The 16,441-nt window shown below is 70.5% G+C and carries 13 protein-coding genes; 9 read left to right on the plus strand and 4 right to left on the minus strand.

Going from position 1 to position 16,441, the window contains the following annotated elements; genetic code table 11:
* Nucleotides 1-2: 2 nt before the first annotated feature.
* Complete coding sequence (locus ASG27_RS15695) at nt 3-803, minus strand: DUF3348 family protein (protein ID WP_327019746.1); 801 nt, start codon at nt 801-803, stop codon at nt 3-5.
* Between the two features lie 250 nt (nt 804-1,053).
* On the opposite strand from ASG27_RS15695, the gene ASG27_RS15700 reads away from it, so the two are divergent.
* Nucleotides 1,054-1,713, plus strand: coding sequence for a YitT family protein (locus tag ASG27_RS15700; protein ID WP_056421193.1), 660 nt, complete (start codon nt 1,054-1,056; stop codon nt 1,711-1,713).
* On the opposite strand, the gene ASG27_RS15705 is transcribed toward ASG27_RS15700, so the two are convergent.
* The gene (locus tag ASG27_RS15705) at nt 1,698-5,243 is read right to left on the minus strand and encodes a bifunctional diguanylate cyclase/phosphodiesterase (RefSeq protein ID WP_235504126.1); all 3,546 of its coding nucleotides are present in this window, start codon (nt 5,241-5,243) and stop codon (nt 1,698-1,700) included. The genes ASG27_RS15700 and ASG27_RS15705 overlap by 16 nt on opposite strands.
* 307 nt (nt 5,244-5,550) lie before the next feature.
* Between ASG27_RS15705 and ASG27_RS15710 the strand changes: the two genes are divergently transcribed.
* From ASG27_RS15710 to ASG27_RS15745, 8 genes are all read left to right on the plus strand, one after another.
* Nucleotides 5,551-6,096, plus strand: coding sequence for a hypothetical protein (locus tag ASG27_RS15710; RefSeq protein WP_056421191.1), 546 nt, complete (start codon nt 5,551-5,553; stop codon nt 6,094-6,096).
* A gap of 325 nt (nt 6,097-6,421) precedes the next feature.
* Nucleotides 6,422-6,763, plus strand: coding sequence for a hypothetical protein (locus ASG27_RS15715; RefSeq protein ID WP_082486109.1), 342 nt, complete (start codon nt 6,422-6,424; stop codon nt 6,761-6,763).
* Entirely contained in the window at nt 6,760-8,247 is a 1,488-nt protein-coding gene (locus ASG27_RS15720; protein ID WP_082486085.1) for a TolC family protein, read from the plus strand. Before ASG27_RS15715 ends, ASG27_RS15720 begins: the two co-directional genes overlap by 4 nt.
* A 2-nt stretch (nt 8,248-8,249) precedes the next feature.
* Nucleotides 8,250-9,632, plus strand: coding sequence for a multicopper oxidase family protein (locus ASG27_RS15725; protein ID WP_056421189.1), 1,383 nt, complete (start codon nt 8,250-8,252; stop codon nt 9,630-9,632).
* Nucleotides 9,633-9,650: 18 nt separating this feature from the next.
* A complete protein-coding gene (locus ASG27_RS15730; protein ID WP_056172227.1) occupies nt 9,651-10,142 on the plus strand; it encodes a cupredoxin domain-containing protein in 492 nt (163 codons plus the stop codon).
* Between the two features lie 163 nt (nt 10,143-10,305).
* Nucleotides 10,306-10,800, plus strand: a complete 495-nt coding sequence (locus tag ASG27_RS15735) for a DUF411 domain-containing protein (RefSeq protein ID WP_082486084.1) — start codon at nt 10,306-10,308, stop codon at nt 10,798-10,800.
* Complete coding sequence (locus tag ASG27_RS15740) at nt 10,797-11,201, plus strand: copper-binding protein (protein WP_056421187.1); 405 nt, start codon at nt 10,797-10,799, stop codon at nt 11,199-11,201. Before ASG27_RS15735 ends, ASG27_RS15740 begins: the two co-directional genes overlap by 4 nt.
* Nucleotides 11,202-11,267: 66 nt before the next feature.
* Nucleotides 11,268-12,275 carry a P1 family peptidase gene (locus ASG27_RS15745; RefSeq protein WP_056421185.1) on the plus strand — a complete coding sequence of 336 codons (1,008 nt, stop codon included), beginning with the start codon at nt 11,268-11,270 and terminating at the stop codon, nt 12,273-12,275.
* Nucleotides 12,276-12,424: 149 nt separating this feature from the next.
* Here the strand turns inward: ASG27_RS15745 and ASG27_RS15750 are convergent, their stop codons facing one another.
* On the minus strand, nt 12,425-13,615 hold the full coding sequence (locus ASG27_RS15750; protein WP_056421183.1) for a PepSY-associated TM helix domain-containing protein: 1,191 nt from the start codon (nt 13,613-13,615) through the stop codon (nt 12,425-12,427).
* Nucleotides 13,616-13,808: 193 nt separating this feature from the next.
* Entirely contained in the window at nt 13,809-16,379 is a 2,571-nt protein-coding gene (locus ASG27_RS15755; RefSeq protein ID WP_082493309.1) for a TonB-dependent siderophore receptor, read from the minus strand.
* Between the last annotated feature and the right edge of the window lie 62 nt (nt 16,380-16,441).

Here is a 16,441-nt window from a genome sequence, read left to right on the forward strand (position 1 = left end):
GTTCATTCGTGTCGTTCCAAGTTCTCGTTGCGGGCTGCTTCCAGCAGGCCCAGGATCGGTTGCAGCCGCACATGCATCTCGGCCAGAAGCAGCGCCTGCATGTCGCGCTCGAACGCGTGCAGCCACCCTCCGGGTTGCCGCCAGCGCTGGGGTTCATCCGGCAGCCCCTGGGCCGAAAGCCGCTCCTGGTGGGCGCGGCGCAATTGCACCAGGCGCCGGTCCAGGTGGGCGGACAAGGAGGCCCACAGGCGCTGCTCGCGCACAAAGCTCAGTTGTTCCATCACGGTGTCCAGGGCCGCCAGTTGCCTCAGGCCTCGGGAGCGTTGCGACACCCCGTGGCGCACCTGCGCGCGCAAACCCAAGAGCTTCGCATCCATCTGCTTTTGCAGGCCCAGGTAGCGCGGCGCATGAAAGCCGTACTCGGCCTCGGCCTGCAGGTTGGGCGCCTGGGCACGCGTGTTGTCGGCCCGCTCGCGTGCCGGCTTGGGGGGCACGGGTTTGGACGACGCCAGCGCCGTCAGCTCCGCCTGGGTGCGCTCGTACAGCGCCTGCAATGCCTGCAGGTCCGCCACGCCCGCACCAGGCGCCTCCCCGGCCGGAAAGGCATCGATGGCATGCAGCGACCGGCTGAGGGTGACCGCATCCACCGTGCTCAGCCACTGGCCCAGCTCTTGCGCCACATCGGCACGCGCAGCCGCGCCCGCATCGGCCTGCATCCATTGCTGGAGCAGGACCACGAGTCCTGAGCTGCTGAGTGTGTGTTGCGGATACATCCCTGAGAAACCATTCACTGCGACGGCCATCCCCCAAGGGGAGAAAGCACCAGGGAACCGGTCCCCCGCGGGCAAAACCGCCTATTTTCGCAGGAACCGGCCGACCGACCGCCGCGCGCCCCCCGGGGTTGCAGGTGTTACATCTGCGGCACACCGGCAACCCAGGGGGCAACCCATGGGCATTCCGCCCCACCCGCCCTTGATGAGCGACAAGTCCGGCACGCGTATTGCATGGTCCAATTCACGTCCGCACCCCGCACGGCCCTGCACTGCCCCATCCATGCCGAGTTCTCCTGCCAGCTCTGTCCCGTCCTCCACCCCAGTGCCTGTGGCCGCACCGCCCGCCGCCGTGCCGCACACGCTCACCGAGGACGCGGTGGCCATCTTCACCGGCGTACTGCTCATCTCTCTGGGCGTCGCGTTTTTCACCACCGCGGGCCTGCTCACCGGCGGCACCGCAGGCCTGGCTTTCCTGCTGCACTACGCCACCGGCATCGGTTTCGGCAAGATCTTCTTCGTGCTCAACCTGCCGTTCTACTGGCTGGCATTGCGCAAGCTGGGGCGTGCTTTCACGGTCAAGACCTTCATCGCGGTGCTGCTGCTATCGCTGCTGACGGAAATGCAGTCGCAATGGCTGCAGTTCGCGCAGTTGCAGCCGTTGTACGCCGCCATCGCCGGTGGCTTGATCACCGGCACCGGTTTTCTGGTGCTGTTTCGCCACCGCTGCAGCCTGGGCGGCGTGGGCATCGCCGCGCTGTACCTGCAGGACCGCTACGGCTGGCGCGCCGGCAAGGTGCAGATGGCTGTGGACTGCTGCATCGTGCTGCTGGCCCTGTGGACGGTGGAGCCCATGCGCGTGGCCTGGTCGATGGCGGGCGCCGTGGCGCTGAACCTGGTGCTGGCCATGAACCACCGGCCAGGGCGCTACATGGCGGTGTGAGGCGGGCCTTCGTCGCTGCCCGGCACGTTGCCCCGCGCGGCCGCTGCCCCACTGGTTGCAGGCGCCATGAGCCGCTGCTCGATCTCTTCCATGGGCACAGGCCTGCCCAGCAGGTAGCCCTGCCACAGGTTGCAGCCGTGGCGCTCCAGAAAGGCGCGCTGCTCTTCGGTCTCCACGCCTTCGGCGATCACGTCGATGTCCAGGCTGTGCGCCATGCCGATGATGGTCTGCACGATGAGCGCATCGGCCTGCTGGATGCCGATGTTGCGCACGAAGCTCTGGTCGATCTTGAGCTGGTCCAGCGGCAGCCGCGTGAGGTACGCCAGCGACGACTGCCCGGTGCCGAAGTCGTCCATCGAAAACCGCAGCCCCAGCGCGCGCAGGGCGTGCATCTTGTCGATGGTGTCGTCCACGTTCTCGAGCGCCAGGCTCTCCGTCAGCTCCAGCTTGAGCTGCTCGGGCCTTGCCCCCGTCTCGCGCAACACGGCCACCACCCGTTCCACGAAGTGCGCATGGCGGAACTGCCGGGCGCTCACGTTCACGGCCACCTGCAGTGACGATGTCGCCGGGTGGCCCTGCCAGCGCCGCAGTTGCAGGCAGGCGGTGCGCAGCACCCATTCCCCGATGGGCACGATCAGACCCGTCTCTTCCGCCAACGTGATGAACTCGAGCGGAGCCACCATGCCTCGCACCGGGTGGTTCCAGCGGATCAGCGCCTCAGCCCCCACCATGCGCAGGCCGCTGCCCATCTGCGGCTGGTAGTGCAGCACGAACTGACCCTGCTCCAGCGCCACCCGCAAGTCGCTCTCCAGCGCAGCGCGGGCGGTGACCGCCGCCTGCATCATGGGGTCGAAGAAGCGGATGCTGTTGCGCCCGGCGGTCTTGGCGGCGTACATGGCCAGGTCGGCATGCTTGACCAGGTCTTCCACCGTCTGGCCCTGTGCGTCGAACAGCACGGCGCCCACGCTGGTGGTGCTGTGCACGTGGTGGGATGCCAGCTGGTAGGACTGGTTGAGTGCCAGCAGGATCTTCTCGCCCACGGCCTGGGCCTGCTCGGCCGCCTCGGTGGCCTGCCCGCCCAGGTCTTCCAGCAGCACCAGGAATTCATCGCCACCGAGCCGGGCCACCGTGTCGCCCTCGCGCACGCAAGCCGCCAGCCGCTGGCCGACCTGCTGCAGCAGCACATCGCCCATGTCGTGGCCCAGCGTGTCGTTCAGCGTCTTGAAGTGGTCCAGGTCCAGGCACAGCAGCGCGCCCAGCATGCCCGTGCGGGCACTGGTGGCAAACGCCTGCTGCAGCCGGTCCATCATCAGGCGGCGGTTGGGCAGGTGCGTGAGGGCGTCGTAGAAGGCGAGTGTCTCGATCTCGCGGGCAGCCTGGGTGCGCTGGGTCAGGTCGCTGAGCATGCCGACGTAGTGCGTCAGCACGCCCCGCCCGTCGCGCACCGCCGTGATGCCCATGGAGTTCAGGCGCACCTCGCCGCTCTTGCAGCGGTTCCAGATCTCGCCGCGCCATTCGCCCGTGGTGTTCAGGCTGGCCCACATGGCATCGAAGAACGATTTGTCGTGGTGGCCGGACGCCAGCAGGCTGGCGGGGCGGCCGACGGCTTCTTCAGCGTCGTAGCCGGTGAGCCGCGTGAAGGCGCGGTTGGTGCGCAGGATGATGGTGTCCGGGCCGGTCACCATCATGCCCTCCTGCGAGTCGAATGCGATGGCTGCGATGCGCAGCTCGCGCTCGTCGCGCCGGCGCGCGGTGATGTCTTTGCCCACGCCCCGGTAGCCTGCGAAACGGCCTTCTTCGTCGAACACCGGCGTGCCGCTGACGGACACCCAGTATTCCTCGCCCGACGGGGCGACGCGCTGGAACTCGAAGTCGCGGAACTCCTCGTGCCGGGCCAGCTGCGCGCGGTGTTCTGCCCACTGCGCATCGCTCACGCCCGGAGAGTTCACCTCCCAGCGGGTCTTGCCGATGAGCTTGGCAGCCTCCTGCACGGGCGGGCTTTCGGAGCTGCCCTCCAGCCGCGTGAGGCGCAGTTGCGCATCCTGCTCCCAGTACCAGTCTGACGACAGCGCAGCCAGCGTGCGAAAGCGTGCGGCGTTGGCCTGCAGCTGCTCGCGCGCCTGGTAGGCGTCGGTCACGTCGCTGAACACCAGCACCACCCCCACGATCTGGCCCTGCGCGTTGCGGATGGGGGCGGCGCTGTCCGCGATCTGGTACTCGGCGCCATCACGCGCAATCAGGGTGGTGTGGTTGCTCAGCTCCACCACTTCGCCGCCCGTCATCACCAGCTGCACGGGGTCGAGCTGCGCCTGCCGCGTGCTGGCATTGACCACGCGGAACACATCCCGCAGCGGCCGGCCGATGGCCTCGGCCAAGGGCCAGCCCGTCAGGCGCTCGGCCACCGGGTTCATGCGCGTGATGTTGCCTGCCGCATCGGTGGCCATCACCGCGTCGCCGATGGAATGCAGGGTGATGGCAAGGTTTTCTTCGCTCTGGCGCAGCTGGACCTCGGCCGCCTGCCGCGTGCGGGCCATGCGGTCAAAGCGCCGGCCCAGCTCGGACAGCTCGGCCAGGCCCAGCGTGCGCTCCAGCGGCACATGGCGGCCCTGCGCCAGCTCGTCGGTGGCCGCAATCAGGCGCTGCAGGGGCCGGGTGACGGCGCGCCGCACACCGGCGCGCGCCAGCAGGAACGACAGCGCCACCCCCATCAGCAGGAAGGCCATGTCGATCCACATGTGCTTGTTGGCCTCGGCGTACAGCGCCCCCAGGGGCACCGTCAGGCTCATGGTGGCCACGGCCTTGCCGCGCGATTCGATCAGCGGCTGGAACACCACCAGGTGCGGCACCTTGGCCGTGGTGCGCTGCAGCACGCCCTGCCCGGACTGCAGCAGTGCGGCGCTGAACTCGGCGTCATCGTCCAGCACCGATCCCAGCTCGGCGGGGTCGGGCGGGAAGCGGGCCAGCACCTTGCCGTCCGGGTCGGTCACGCGGGCCACGGCGCCTTCGGGCAGGCCCAGGTCGGACAGGCGCCGGCTCCACCACTCCAGGCCCACCACCGCCACGGCAGCGCCCACCGGCTGCGTACTGCCGGGTGGAATGACGGGAACCGCAAAGTTCACGCTCGCCACCTGCGCCGCCCGGTCGATCTGGAAGGCCCCGACCGAAAATTCGCGTTCCGTCAGGGCCCGCTGAAAGTACGGCCGGTTGGCGACGTTCACCGGCGCCTTGAGCGGGCGGGCATTGCACAGCAGTTCCCCGTCGGCCCGCGGCACGCCGATGTTCACGTACAGGGGCTGCAGGGCCAGCACCTCGGCCAGAAAGACGCCGCATGCGGGTTGCGACGGATCGTGCACCTGCGGCAGCGTGGCCAGCTTGCCCAGGAAGTCCTGGGTGTACTGTATGAGCCGCTCCTGGCCCGCCACCACCGCGCGCAGGGTGAGCTGGGCCCGCTCCTGGGCGGCGGACACGCCTGCCAGCCGGTGCTCGCTGGCCTGGTGCACCACCAGTGCCGCGGCGGGGAGCGATGCCACCAGGATCAGCCAACGGATTCTGGCGGAGAGGGTGCTCCAGAGTGCGGCGATCCGAGGCGGCCACGAAGGCATCAGCGACCTTTCAGGGGGACGGGGCTTCTTTGCGGGGGGGCATGGTTGACCATCGACAGCGCCGGCGCCAGCGGCCGGACAGCGTTTGTCCATCCTAATCAACTCCGCGCGAAATATGTACTCATATTTGCGCATGGCATCGGCAGAGCCACGTGTAGGAAGACGCCCTCACGGCTGGCCGGGTGGCAGGCGTGCGGCAACGCAACCCCGTGCGGGGCTCCCTTATCATCACGGGATGCGTCGCGGCTTTTACTTCGTGCTGATGGTGGTGCTGGTCCTCAGGGGCCTGATGGGCACTGCCATGGCCACAGGCATGCTGCCGTCGGTACCGGCCGGCCCGGCAGCTGCCCCGGTGCACGGCGCCACAGGTGCCCACCCTGCGCCAGCCTACTCGTCCCAGGCCGCACCCGCGGCAGCGGCGCACGGTTTCAGCCCGGCCATCGTGGGCGTACCGGAGGCCGGCCATGAACATGGGCATGACCACGATCATGACCACGGCCACGGCCACGGCCACGGCCACGATCATGACCACGGCCAGGCGCCCGCAGAGGACTTGCCAGCCGTCGCCTGCCACGGTGCAACCGACGCCACAGGCGGCTGCAACGCGCACAGCCACCACACCAGCACCTGTTCGGCCTGCGACATCTGCCACTCGGCCATGCTCGAAGGCCCGGCGGCGCTGAGCCCCGCGCCCATACCGCAACGCTCGGGCCTGCCCCGCGCGTTCGCGCAGTTCGTCAGCGCCCCTGCGGCGCGCGCCATCAAGCCCCCCATCGCCTGATCTCCAACGCCCGAAGTGCGTCTGCACTCGGGGCCTGTGGCGCCGGCACGGCGTGACTGCGCAGTTGGAGCGGTGACTTTCCCCCTGCTGACCGAGGCACCAGCCTGCACACCGCAGCGCTGCAGCCCACGGGACGTGCGGGGCGGAAAGCGCCGAACACCGCGTGCGATCACACCACCAGGCGCCCCCAGGCCCCGACACCCCGGCTGCGTGCCTGCACCAGCCTGCAGCGCTCCCACGATTTCGTTGTCTGGAGATCTCCATGCGCTTTTCTGCACACCCATTTTTTCTGCGGACCTCGCGGCACACCGCGCACCTTGCGCTGATGGCGCCCTTGCTCGCGCCGCTGGCCCTGGCAAGCCCCGCAATTGCCCACGCTGCGGGTGCTGGCACCGAGCCCGCCGCCCACCACGGCGCCGCCGACCCTGATGCGCCCACCGCCCCGCTCACCTACCAAAACCTGGGGCCGCAACCCCCTGTGGCCCATGCCGCAGCGCAGCCCCTGCCCTGGCCACAGGCCAACCATGCAGTGGCCGCATTTCCCCGCGGCCACGCGGACATCCTGGCGTGGGAGACCCGCGAGCGAGCGGCGCGCCGGCCTGCCGCGCCCGCCGCGCCCGGTGCCGGGCCTCAACACCACCCCGCAGCACCGGGGGGCCAGCCATGAACCGCAGCACCCTCCCCGCCGCAACCGCGGTACGCGCTGGCCGCCACGCCCCCTGCCGCTGGAGCCTGCTGGCCGCGGCAGCCCTGCTCGCCGGCTGCGCCAGCGTGTCACCCGACGGCCTGCGGGGCTACGTGGCCGCGCTCACCGCCCACCGTACCGGCAGCACATCCCGGGCGGCATTGCCTCCCGTTGGCGCGGCAGCCAGTGCGCAGGCACAGCAGGCAGTGCAAGCGCTGCTGGCAACGCCCCTCACCCAGGATGCTGCCGTGCGCATCGCACTGCTGAACAACCCGGGGCTGCAGGCACGGCTGGCCGCGCTGGGTGTGGCCGATGCCGAGCGCGTGCAGGCCATCACGCTGCCCAACCCGCATGTCTCGCTCGCGCGGCTCCAGAACGCCCATGAGCGCGAGATCGAACGCAGCCTGGCGTTCAACCTGCTCGACCTCGTGACGCTGCCCTGGCGCACCGAGCGGCAGGCCGAGCGCCTGCAGATCGCCACGCTGCAAACAGCGCAGCAGGTGGTGGTGCTGGCGGCCGACACACGGCGCGCCTGGCTGCGCGCCGTGGCGGCGCAGGAGGTGGCCGGCGCGCACGACCGCATGGCAGCGGCCGCCCAGGCGGGCACCGAGTTGGCCCGCCGCATGGTGCGCGCAGGCAACTGGAGCCGCCTGCAGCTGGCCCGCGAGCAAGCCGTGCTGCACGCGGTGAACGCCCAACACGCCCGTGCCCGGCTGGCAGCCGCCACAGAGCGCGAGCAACTGAGCCGCCTGATGGGCCTGTGGGGCCTGGCGGCGCAGCAGTACACGCTGGCCGACCGACTGCCCGCGCTGCCTGCCGACCCGCTGCCTGCGGAGGGCCTGGAGGCCACCGCGCTGCGCGAGCGCCTGGACGTGCAGGCCGCGCGCCGCCAGCTGGACACGGACGCCCGCCAGCAGGGCTGGCGCCGCGCGGGCGCCGTGTTCGGCGACATCGGCCTGGCCTACCAGCGCAACACCGCGGCAGAGCGCGACACCGGCCACCGCGAGATCACCCGCGGGTGGGAGCTGGACCTGCCGCTGCCCTTGTTCGACTGGGGCGGCGCAGCCCGCAGCCGCGCCCAGGCGCAGACACAGCTCAGTGCAGCGCAGTTGCAGGACACCGCCGTGCGCGCCCGCGCCGAGGTGCGTGCCGCGTGGCTGACCTACCGCACCGCGCTCGACCTGGCGCACCAGCAGCAGGACGAGGTCGTGCCGCTGCGCCAGTTCATCACCGACGAGACCACCCTGCGCTACAACGGCATGCTCGCCAGCGTCTGGGAACTGCTGGCCCAGGCGCGCAGCAACACCCAGGCCGTGGCCGATGCGATCAACGCTCAGCGCGACTTCTGGCTGGCCGAGACCGACCTGCAACTGGCCCTCACCGGCACATCCACCGGTACATCGCCCGAGTCCCTGCAAGGCCTGGCTTCCGGCGCCGCAGCCCCCTCCACACCACAAGGCCATTGACCATGAACCGCCGCCATTTCTTCTCCGGCGCAGCCACAGCCGTGGCCGCCGCATCGGTGGGCACCGCGGCCCTGGCCGCGCTGCCCGAACCCGCCGTGCAGGCGAGCGCCGACACTGCGCCCCCGCTGCACCCGCCCACCGGCAGGCCCTACCACCCCGTGGTCACGCTCAACGGCTGGACCACGCCATGGCGCATGAACGCAGGCATCAAGGAGTTCCACCTGGTGGCCGAGCCCGTGGTGCGCGAGGTCGCCCCGGGCTTCGTCGTCAACATGTGGGGCTACAACGGCCAGAGCCCCGGCCCCACCATCGAGGTGGTCGAGGGCGACCGCGTGCGCATCTTCGTGACCAACCGGCTGCCCGAGCACACCACCATCCACTGGCACGGCCAGCGCCTGCCCAACGGCATGGACGGCGTGGGCGGGCTCAACCAGCCGGCCATCCAGCCGGGCAAGACCTTCGTCTACGAGTTCGTGGCGCGCCGTCCCGGCACCTTCATGTACCACCCGCATGCCGACGAAATGGTGCAGATGGCCATGGGCATGATGGGCCTGTGGATCACGCATCCCAAGGCTGCGCATCCGCTCATTGCGCCGGTGCAGCGCGACTACGCGTTCCTGCTCAACGCCTTCGACGTGGAGCCCGGCGCGCGCACCCCCAAGGTCAACACCATGCTGGACCACAACATCTGGTGCTGGAACAGCCGCGCCTTCCCGGCCATCAGCCCGCTGGTGGCGCGCCAGGGCGAGCGCGTGCGCATCCGCGTGGGCAACCTCACCATGACCAACCACCCCATCCACATCCACGGCCACGAGTTCGAAGTCACCGGCACCGACGGCGGCCCCGTGCCGCGCAGCGCCCGCTGGCCCGAGGTGACTACCGACGTGGCCGTGGGCCAGATGCGGCAGATCGAGTTCATTGCAGACGAGCCCGGGGACTGGGCCTTTCACTGCCACAAGAGCCACCACACCATGGGCGCGATGGGGCACGACGTGCCCACCATGATCGGCGTCCAGCATGAAGGCCTGGTCGGCCAGATCCAGAAGATCGTGCCCGACTACATGGTGATGGGCGAGCGCGGCATGGCCGACATGGGCGCGATGGAGATGCCCCTGCCGGAGAACACCTTCCCCATGATGACCGGCACCGGCCCCTATGGCCCGCTGGAGATGGGCGGCATGTTCACCACCTTCAAGGTGCGCGCCGACCAGGCGGCGGGCGACTACCGCGACCCCGGCGACTACCCGCAGCCGCCCGGCACCCAGGCCTATGAATGGCAGGGCACGCCCGCCAGCACACCCCCTGCCCCACGCACCAGCAACCCGGGCACCGCCCCGGGGGCGCCCAACGCCCGCAAGCCCGCGCCCGGCGGCCACGCGCACTGACCACGGAGATCCATATCCATGAATGCTATTCAATTGATAGCTGCTTGCGCTCTACTGGCAAGCGGTAGCGCCTCTTTTTCTCATGAAAACACACCGCACCACACCCGCAGCGCGCCCGCAGCCAAGGAGCAAAAGGCCTGGGGCATCGCAGGCGACGCCCGGGCGGTGGCCCGCACCATCACCATCCGCATGACCGACGACATGCGCTTCACGCCCAGCCGCATCGTGGTGCGTGAAGGCGAGACAGTGCGCCTGCGCGCCGAGAACAAGGGCCGGGTGCTGCACGAGATCGTGATCGGCACCCGGGCCGACCTGGATGCGCATGCCGAGCTGATGGCCAGGCACCCCGGCATGGAGCACGACGAGCCCCACATGGCCCATGTGGCCGCGGGCCGAAAGGGCGACATCGTGTGGCAGTTCAACCGCCCCGGCGAGTTCGACTTTGCCTGCCTCATTCCCGGCCACTACCAGGCAGGCATGACCGGGACCATCACGGTGAGCCCCCCCTGAGGCGCTGCGCGCCTTCCCCCAGAGGGGGACGCCACCGGTGGCCCGGCAAAGCCGGTTCCACGGTGGCACTGGCGTTGTGCTGTGCCGGTTTAGACCGGCGGTAGCGCACTGAGGTCCCACGGACACGGAACATTCACGAACGCAGAGAGAAAGAAGGCATCCCATGCAACACCCCACAACCGGCAACCGCCGCACCTGGCTGGCCCGCAGCGTGGGCCTGCTCGTCGCAGGCGCCCTGCCCCTGGCCACACCTGCAGCGGCCCCCACCCCCCTGGAAGTCTGGAAAGACCCGAACTGCGGCTGCTGCCAGGACTGGCTGGACCACATGCAGGCCCATGGTTTTGCCGTGAAGGTCCATGACACGGGCAACAACGCCGTGCGCGCCCGCCTGGGCCTGCCGCCCCGGCTGGGCTCGTGCCACACCGCGCTGGTGGGCGGCTATGTGGTCGAAGGCCATGTGCCCGCCAGCGACGTGCGCGCCCTGCTGCAGCAAAAGCCCAAGGCGCTGGGCCTGGCGGTGCCCGGCATGCCGGTGGGCTCGCCCGGCATGGACGGCGCCGCCTACGGCAACCGCCGCGACCCGTACGACGTGCTGCTGGTGCTGCGGGACGGCAGCACCCGCGTGTTCAACAGCTACCACCGCAAGGCATCCACATGACGAACATCGCCATCACCCTGGCCGCCAGCCTGCTGATCCTGGCGTCGGCTCCTGTCCTCGCGCAGGCCCCGGCACAGGCCTCTGCAGCCACGGCGAGCGACAGCCACAGCGCCCAGGGCGCCCACGGCACCCACAGCACCGACGGCGCGCAGCAGCCGGCATCGGCGGCCGCACAGGCACCGCTGAGCGAGGGCGAGATCACCCGCTGGGACCCGCGGACCCTGCGCGTCACGCTGCGCCACGGCGAGATCCAGAACCTGCAGATGCCGCCCATGACCATGGTGTTCCGCGTGCAGGACGCGGGCGTGGTGGGCAGCCTGCAGGCGGGCGACAAGGTGCGGTTCCGGGCCGAGCAGGTGGGCGGTGCCTACCATGTGGTGCACATCGAAAAGGCGCCATGACCTGGGCCGCCGGGCATTGACGCAGCGCCAGCGCGGCGCGGCACCAGGGCTCCATAATCGGCAGCCATGAGTTCCCACGCACTGGCCGGCGACGCCGGCAGCATCACCCGCGTGGCCGGCATCGAAGTCGGCCACTTCACCGAAACCCGCCGCCCCACCGGCTGCACCGTGATCATGACCCGCGACGGCGCCGTGGGCGGCGTGGACGTGCGCGGCGCAGCGCCCGGCACCCGCGAGACCGACCTGCTCGACCCCTCCAACCTGGTGGACAAGGTGCACGCCATCATGCTGGCCGGCGGCAGCGCCTGGGGGCTTGATGCGGCCAGCGGCGCGGTGCGCTGGCTGGAGGAGCGTGGCATCGGCTTCGACGTAGCCGTGGGCCGCCTGCCCATCGTGCCGGGGGCCGTGCTGTTCGACCTGCTGGTGGGCGACATGCGCATCCGCCCCGATGCAGCAGCCGGCTACGCGGCGTGCGACGCCGCCTCCACCGCCGACCCGGCCGAAGGCAACGTGGGCGCGGGCACGGGCGCGGCGCTGGGCAAAATCTTCGGCATACAGCGCGCGATGAAAGGCGGCATCGGCACCGCGTCCGTCACGGTGGATGGCGTGACGGTGGGCGCGCTCATTGCCTGCAATGCGCTGGGCGACGTGGTGGACCCCGACACCGCCCAGGTGATCGCCGGCGCCCGCACCGACGACGGCCTGCGCCTGCGCGACACGCGCCGCGCCCTGCTGCGGGGCGACCCGCCCCAGCCCCTGCTGGCGGGCACCAACACCACCATCGGCGTGGTCGCCACCGACGCCGTCATCACCAAGGTACAGGCGCACCGCCTGGCCGTGGCTGCGCACGACGGCCTGGCGCGCAGCATCAACCCGGTGCACACCATGTCCGACGGCGACACGCTCTTCAGCCTGGGCACCGGCCGCGCCGGCAAGAGCCTGGGCATGATGGTGCTGGCCACCATGGCGGCAGAAGCCACCGCCATCGCCACCGCGCGCGCTGCGCGCGCTGCGCGGTCCATCACGACGGCCGAAGGGCTCTACCTGCCTTGCGCGGGCGACCTGGGTCGATGAATGGCCGGGCGCCGCCGCCCTGCTCCTGTCTTCTCCATACCGCCGCGCCGAGCACCTGCATGCCGGCGTGCGCGATCCGGTAGCTCAGCCGGTCGGCCACCCGGGGGCCGAAGCATTCACAGACCCAATGCCACGGTGGTTGGAAGCGTTCACATGCGTCCCGTGCGGCCGGCGCGCCGCGCGCTGCGCCGGGCCAGCCACAGCACCACGCCCGTCACGCAAAGCACCGTCACCGCCACACCCAGCACGGTCACCAGGATGCGCCCCGGCAGCCCCGCGATGCGCCCGGAGTGCAGCGGAAACTGCAGGCGCATGAACAGGTCTCCCGCGCTGCCCTCGCCCGGCACGCGCTGCCCGGCCAGGGCGCCGGTATCGCCGTCGAAGTACAGGCGCGGCGGGCCCAGGCCCGCCCGGCTGACGCCGGGCACGTAGAAATCGACGCCATACAGGCCGAACGCAGGCCGGTAGGTCAAAAAGCCCGGCGGGTCGGGCCAGCCGCGGCGCAGGCCTTCGGCGCGCGCACGCTCCACGATCTCGGCCTTGTCGACGGCTGGTGGCACGGCGCGCTGCGCGGGGCCGCGCGGTACCCGGTCATCGAAGGGGCTCGGGCTGGTGCGCGAGACCAGGTTGACCAGCGGCTCCATCACCTCGTCGTGCAGGTTCATCGCCACCGACGAGACGGCCAGCACCAGCATGAGCGCCCAGGTCCACACGCCGCCCGAGCGGTGCAGGTCGAAGTTGATCGCCTGCCCGCCCCGCGCCCACCGGAATCGCAGCGACTTGCGCCAGGCCGACAGGCGCGGGAACGACAGCCACAGCGCGATGAAGCAGTCCACCGTCCACAGCATCGCCACCGCGCCCAGAAACCACACCGCCCAGTCCACACCCCAGGCGCGCGGCAGGAACAGGGTGTGGTGCAGCTTGTACAGAAAGGGCACGATGTTCTCGCGCGCCAGCGACGCCTCGCCCCAGGTGCGCCGGCCCTGCAACTGCGCGGTGGCAGGGTGCACGGCGATCTGGTCGAACCCCAGCGTGTACGGCTTGCCGGTGGCGGGGTCGGCGCGGGGCTCCACCATCATCACCAGTGTCTGCCCCGGCGGCGCGGCCAGGGGCAGAAAGCTCACCTGCCATTGCGGGTGCGCGGCCTCCACGCGGCGCGCGACTTCGGTGGCGGTCAGCCGCGGCGCGTCCGAGGGGACCGCACGGTGAAAGCCGGGGTTGAGCCAGCGGTCGAGTTCATGCTCCCACGCGATGACGGAGCCCGTGAGCCCGGCCACCGCCAGGAACACGGTCATGAACAGGCCCACCCAGCGGTGCAGGAGTACCAGCAGCTTGCGCATCAATTTGTCCGATGGAGGTCGCACCCGCCTGAGGCCTGCGCGCTGGGCGAGGCCCACGCCAGCGACCGCCGCGCAAGGGCCGCCCCAGCTGCACAGCAGCGTTTCACGTGCGTGCGCTGGCGGTGTCCCCTTTCCCGAATGGCGCAGCCATTCGAGAGAAGGGGGAAGGCGCGAAGCGACTCAGGGGGATGCTTTAGAACCGGTACGCGGCGGCCACCCGCACCTCACGCCCAAACCCCAGCGCGCAGAACTGCGCACCGCCCCGGAAGGTGTTGCACTGGGTCTTGTAGCGCTTGTCGGCCAGGTTGGTCACGTTGACCGACAGGCGCCAGGCGCCGACGTCGTAGGCGGCCATGGCGTCGAACAAGGTGTAGCTGTCGTTCATGGGCAGCGGGCCGGTGGCCACGCGCAGCTCGCCGGGCGCGGCGCTGATGTGGCGCGCGCCCAGGGCCAGCTCCAGCGGGCCGCGTTGGTACTTGCCCCAGAGCGACGCCACGTGCTCGGGCGTGGCGCCGGGGCGCTCGCCCACTTCCAGGGCGTTGTTGCTGCGGGTGACCTTGGCGTTCAGGTACGTGTACGCGCCGATCACCGAGAAGCCGCCGCCCACATCGCCCGAGCCCTGCAGTTCCAGCCCGCGGCTGCGCACTTCGCCGGTCTGCACGTCAAAGCGCGGATTGATGGTGGACGGCGTGCGCACGTTGCGCTTGCGCAGGTCGAACGCCGCGGCGCTGAGCGTGTAGCCCGCGTTGGCCGGCGCATAGCGCACGCCCACCTCGGCTTGTTTCGCCGTCTCGGGCTCGTACGGCGCGCCGTTGGCGTCCACTGCCGTCACGGTGGTCAGCGGCGGCTGGAAGGCGGTGTTGAAGCTCACGTACGGCGCCAGGCCGTTGGGCGCCAGGTAGATGGCGCCGGCCCGGCCGGTGAAGGCGCTGTCGCGCCGGTCCACATGCGTGGTGGCGAAGGGCGCGGTGCCGGTCAGCCGCGCGTCGTACCTGGTGTCGATGTGCGCCGTGTCGTAGCGGCCGCCCAGGCTGACCACCCAGCGCTCGGAGAGCTTGATCTGGTCCTGCAGGTACAGGCCCACCTGGTTATTGCGCGCCAGGGCCCGGTCGCTCAGGAAGTTGTCGGCCCAGTCGGGCTGCACGTACACGGGGTTCACCAGGTCGATGGGCGCCACCGCGCCGTTGAGCGACTGGATGCGCCAGTCGAGCTTGGAGTGGTAGTAGTCCAGGCCCGCCAGCAGCTGGTGCGAGACGTCACCGCTTTTCAAGCGCGCCTCCAGGTGGGTGTCCACCACCAGGGTCTTTTCGGCATCGGGCCGCACCATGGCCAGGCGCGCCATGCTGCGCTGGTCGGCCAGCAGGCCTCGGTTGCGCATCTCCAGGCGGTGGTTGCTGCCATCGAGGTAGCGCAGGTTGTGGCGCACCGTCAGCGCGTCGTTGAAGGAATGCTCGAGCAGGTAGCCCAGCGAGTACGCGCGCTTGTGGTGGCCGGAGCCGGCGCCGTTGACGTTGATGCGCTCGTTGGCTGCGCCGAACGGCGTGTTGCGGTAGTAGGGAATGACGTAGCCGGTGTCGTCATCCTGGTAGTGGGCCAGCAGCGTGAGCGTGGTGCGGTCGCCCTGCAGGGTGAGCGCCGGAGCCACGTAGGTGCGGTCGGCGCGCAGGCCGTCCCATTGCGTGCCGGCCTCACGCCCCAGCACCGTGAGGCGGCCGAGCACGGTGCCCGATGCGTTGAGCGCGCCGCCGATGTCGGCAGTGACCTGGCGCCGGTCATGGCTGCCCAGCTCCAGCCCCACCTCGCGCTGCATGCCGGCACGCGGGCGCTTGGTCACGGCGTTGATGAGACCGCCCGGGGCCGACTGGCCGTACAGCACCGAGGCCGGGCCGTGCACCACCTCCAGCCGCTCCAGGCCATAAGGCTCCAGGTTGGTCATGAAGCCGTTGTGGATGAGGCGCATGCCGTCGCGGTACAGGCCGGTGCCGGTGAGGTAGAAGCCGCGCACCGAGACGTCATCGTCGGTGATGCCGTAGTCCGCGGGGCGCACGCCCGCGCTGTAGCGCACGGCCTCGGCCACGCTGGAAATCGCCTGGTCGCGGATCTGCGCGGCCCCGATGGTGGAGACCTGCTGCGGGGTCTCCAGCACGGGCACGTCCATCTTGGTGGCGCCCGCGCCGCGCGTGGCGCGGTAGCCCTCCACCGGGCCCCAGGCGGATTCGCGCTCGGCCGTCACGCGCACGGCGGGCAACTGGGTGTCGGTGCCGGATGGCGACGACGCTGCGGCCGGACTGGCGGCTGCGCGGCGCAGCGTGTAGCCGCCACCCGAGCGCGCCACCGCCTCCAGGCCCGTGCCTGCCAGCAGCCGAACAAAGCCTTGTTCCACCGCCACGCTGCCCTGCAGCCCCGTGCTGCGCAGGCCGTCGGTCAGCGCAGGCTCGAACGACAGCGTGACGCCCGCAGCCCCCGCAAAGCGCGACAGCGCCGGGCCCAGGGGGCCTGCGGGAATGTCGTAAGTACGCGGTGCGGGGGCGGCCACGGAGCCTGCAGCGCCGGCGCCAGATGACTGGGCTCCTTGGGCCATGGCTTGGAATGGCAGTGAGGAGGCCGTCAGAGCCAGGCCGAGGCACAGTGCCTGTGCGGCGCGTGCGGGCGCTGTGGCCACAGCAGGGCGTGGATGGTGGTGGGCCAGCGGCGGCTGGCCGCGCAAAGCGTGCGGCAGGTGCGGCAGGTGCGGCAGGTGCGATGCGTGTGATGGGTGCGCCATGCGCGTTCTCCTCGGAGTTGGTATCGGTCAGAAAGCGGTGTTCCGATACCTGCCGTGTGAAC

Source organism: Acidovorax sp. Leaf191 (assembly GCF_001424425.1).
Taxonomy (GTDB): Bacteria; Pseudomonadota; Gammaproteobacteria; order Burkholderiales; family Burkholderiaceae_C; genus Acidovorax.

Excerpts from the sequence above, each read along its gene's own strand:
- ASG27_RS15695 (WP_327019746.1), bottom strand. The coding sequence starts at position 803 with ATGGCCGTCGCAGTGAATGGTTTCTCAGGGATGTATCCGCAACACACA.
- ASG27_RS15700 (WP_056421193.1), top strand. The coding sequence starts at position 1,054 with ATGCCGAGTTCTCCTGCCAGCTCTGTCCCGTCCTCCACCCCAGTGCCT.
- ASG27_RS15710 (WP_056421191.1), top strand. The coding sequence starts at position 5,551 with ATGCGTCGCGGCTTTTACTTCGTGCTGATGGTGGTGCTGGTCCTCAGG.
- ASG27_RS15715 (WP_082486109.1), top strand. The coding sequence starts at position 6,422 with ATGGCGCCCTTGCTCGCGCCGCTGGCCCTGGCAAGCCCCGCAATTGCC.
- ASG27_RS15720 (WP_082486085.1), top strand. The coding sequence starts at position 6,760 with ATGAACCGCAGCACCCTCCCCGCCGCAACCGCGGTACGCGCTGGCCGC.
- ASG27_RS15725 (WP_056421189.1), top strand. The coding sequence starts at position 8,250 with ATGAACCGCCGCCATTTCTTCTCCGGCGCAGCCACAGCCGTGGCCGCC.
- ASG27_RS15730 (WP_056172227.1), top strand. The coding sequence starts at position 9,651 with ATGAATGCTATTCAATTGATAGCTGCTTGCGCTCTACTGGCAAGCGGT.
- ASG27_RS15735 (WP_082486084.1), top strand. The coding sequence starts at position 10,306 with ATGCAACACCCCACAACCGGCAACCGCCGCACCTGGCTGGCCCGCAGC.
- ASG27_RS15740 (WP_056421187.1), top strand. The coding sequence starts at position 10,797 with ATGACGAACATCGCCATCACCCTGGCCGCCAGCCTGCTGATCCTGGCG.
- ASG27_RS15745 (WP_056421185.1), top strand. The coding sequence starts at position 11,268 with ATGAGTTCCCACGCACTGGCCGGCGACGCCGGCAGCATCACCCGCGTG.
- ASG27_RS15750 (WP_056421183.1), bottom strand. The coding sequence starts at position 13,615 with ATGCGCAAGCTGCTGGTACTCCTGCACCGCTGGGTGGGCCTGTTCATG.
- ASG27_RS15755 (WP_082493309.1), bottom strand. The coding sequence starts at position 16,379 with ATGGCGCACCCATCACACGCATCGCACCTGCCGCACCTGCCGCACCTG.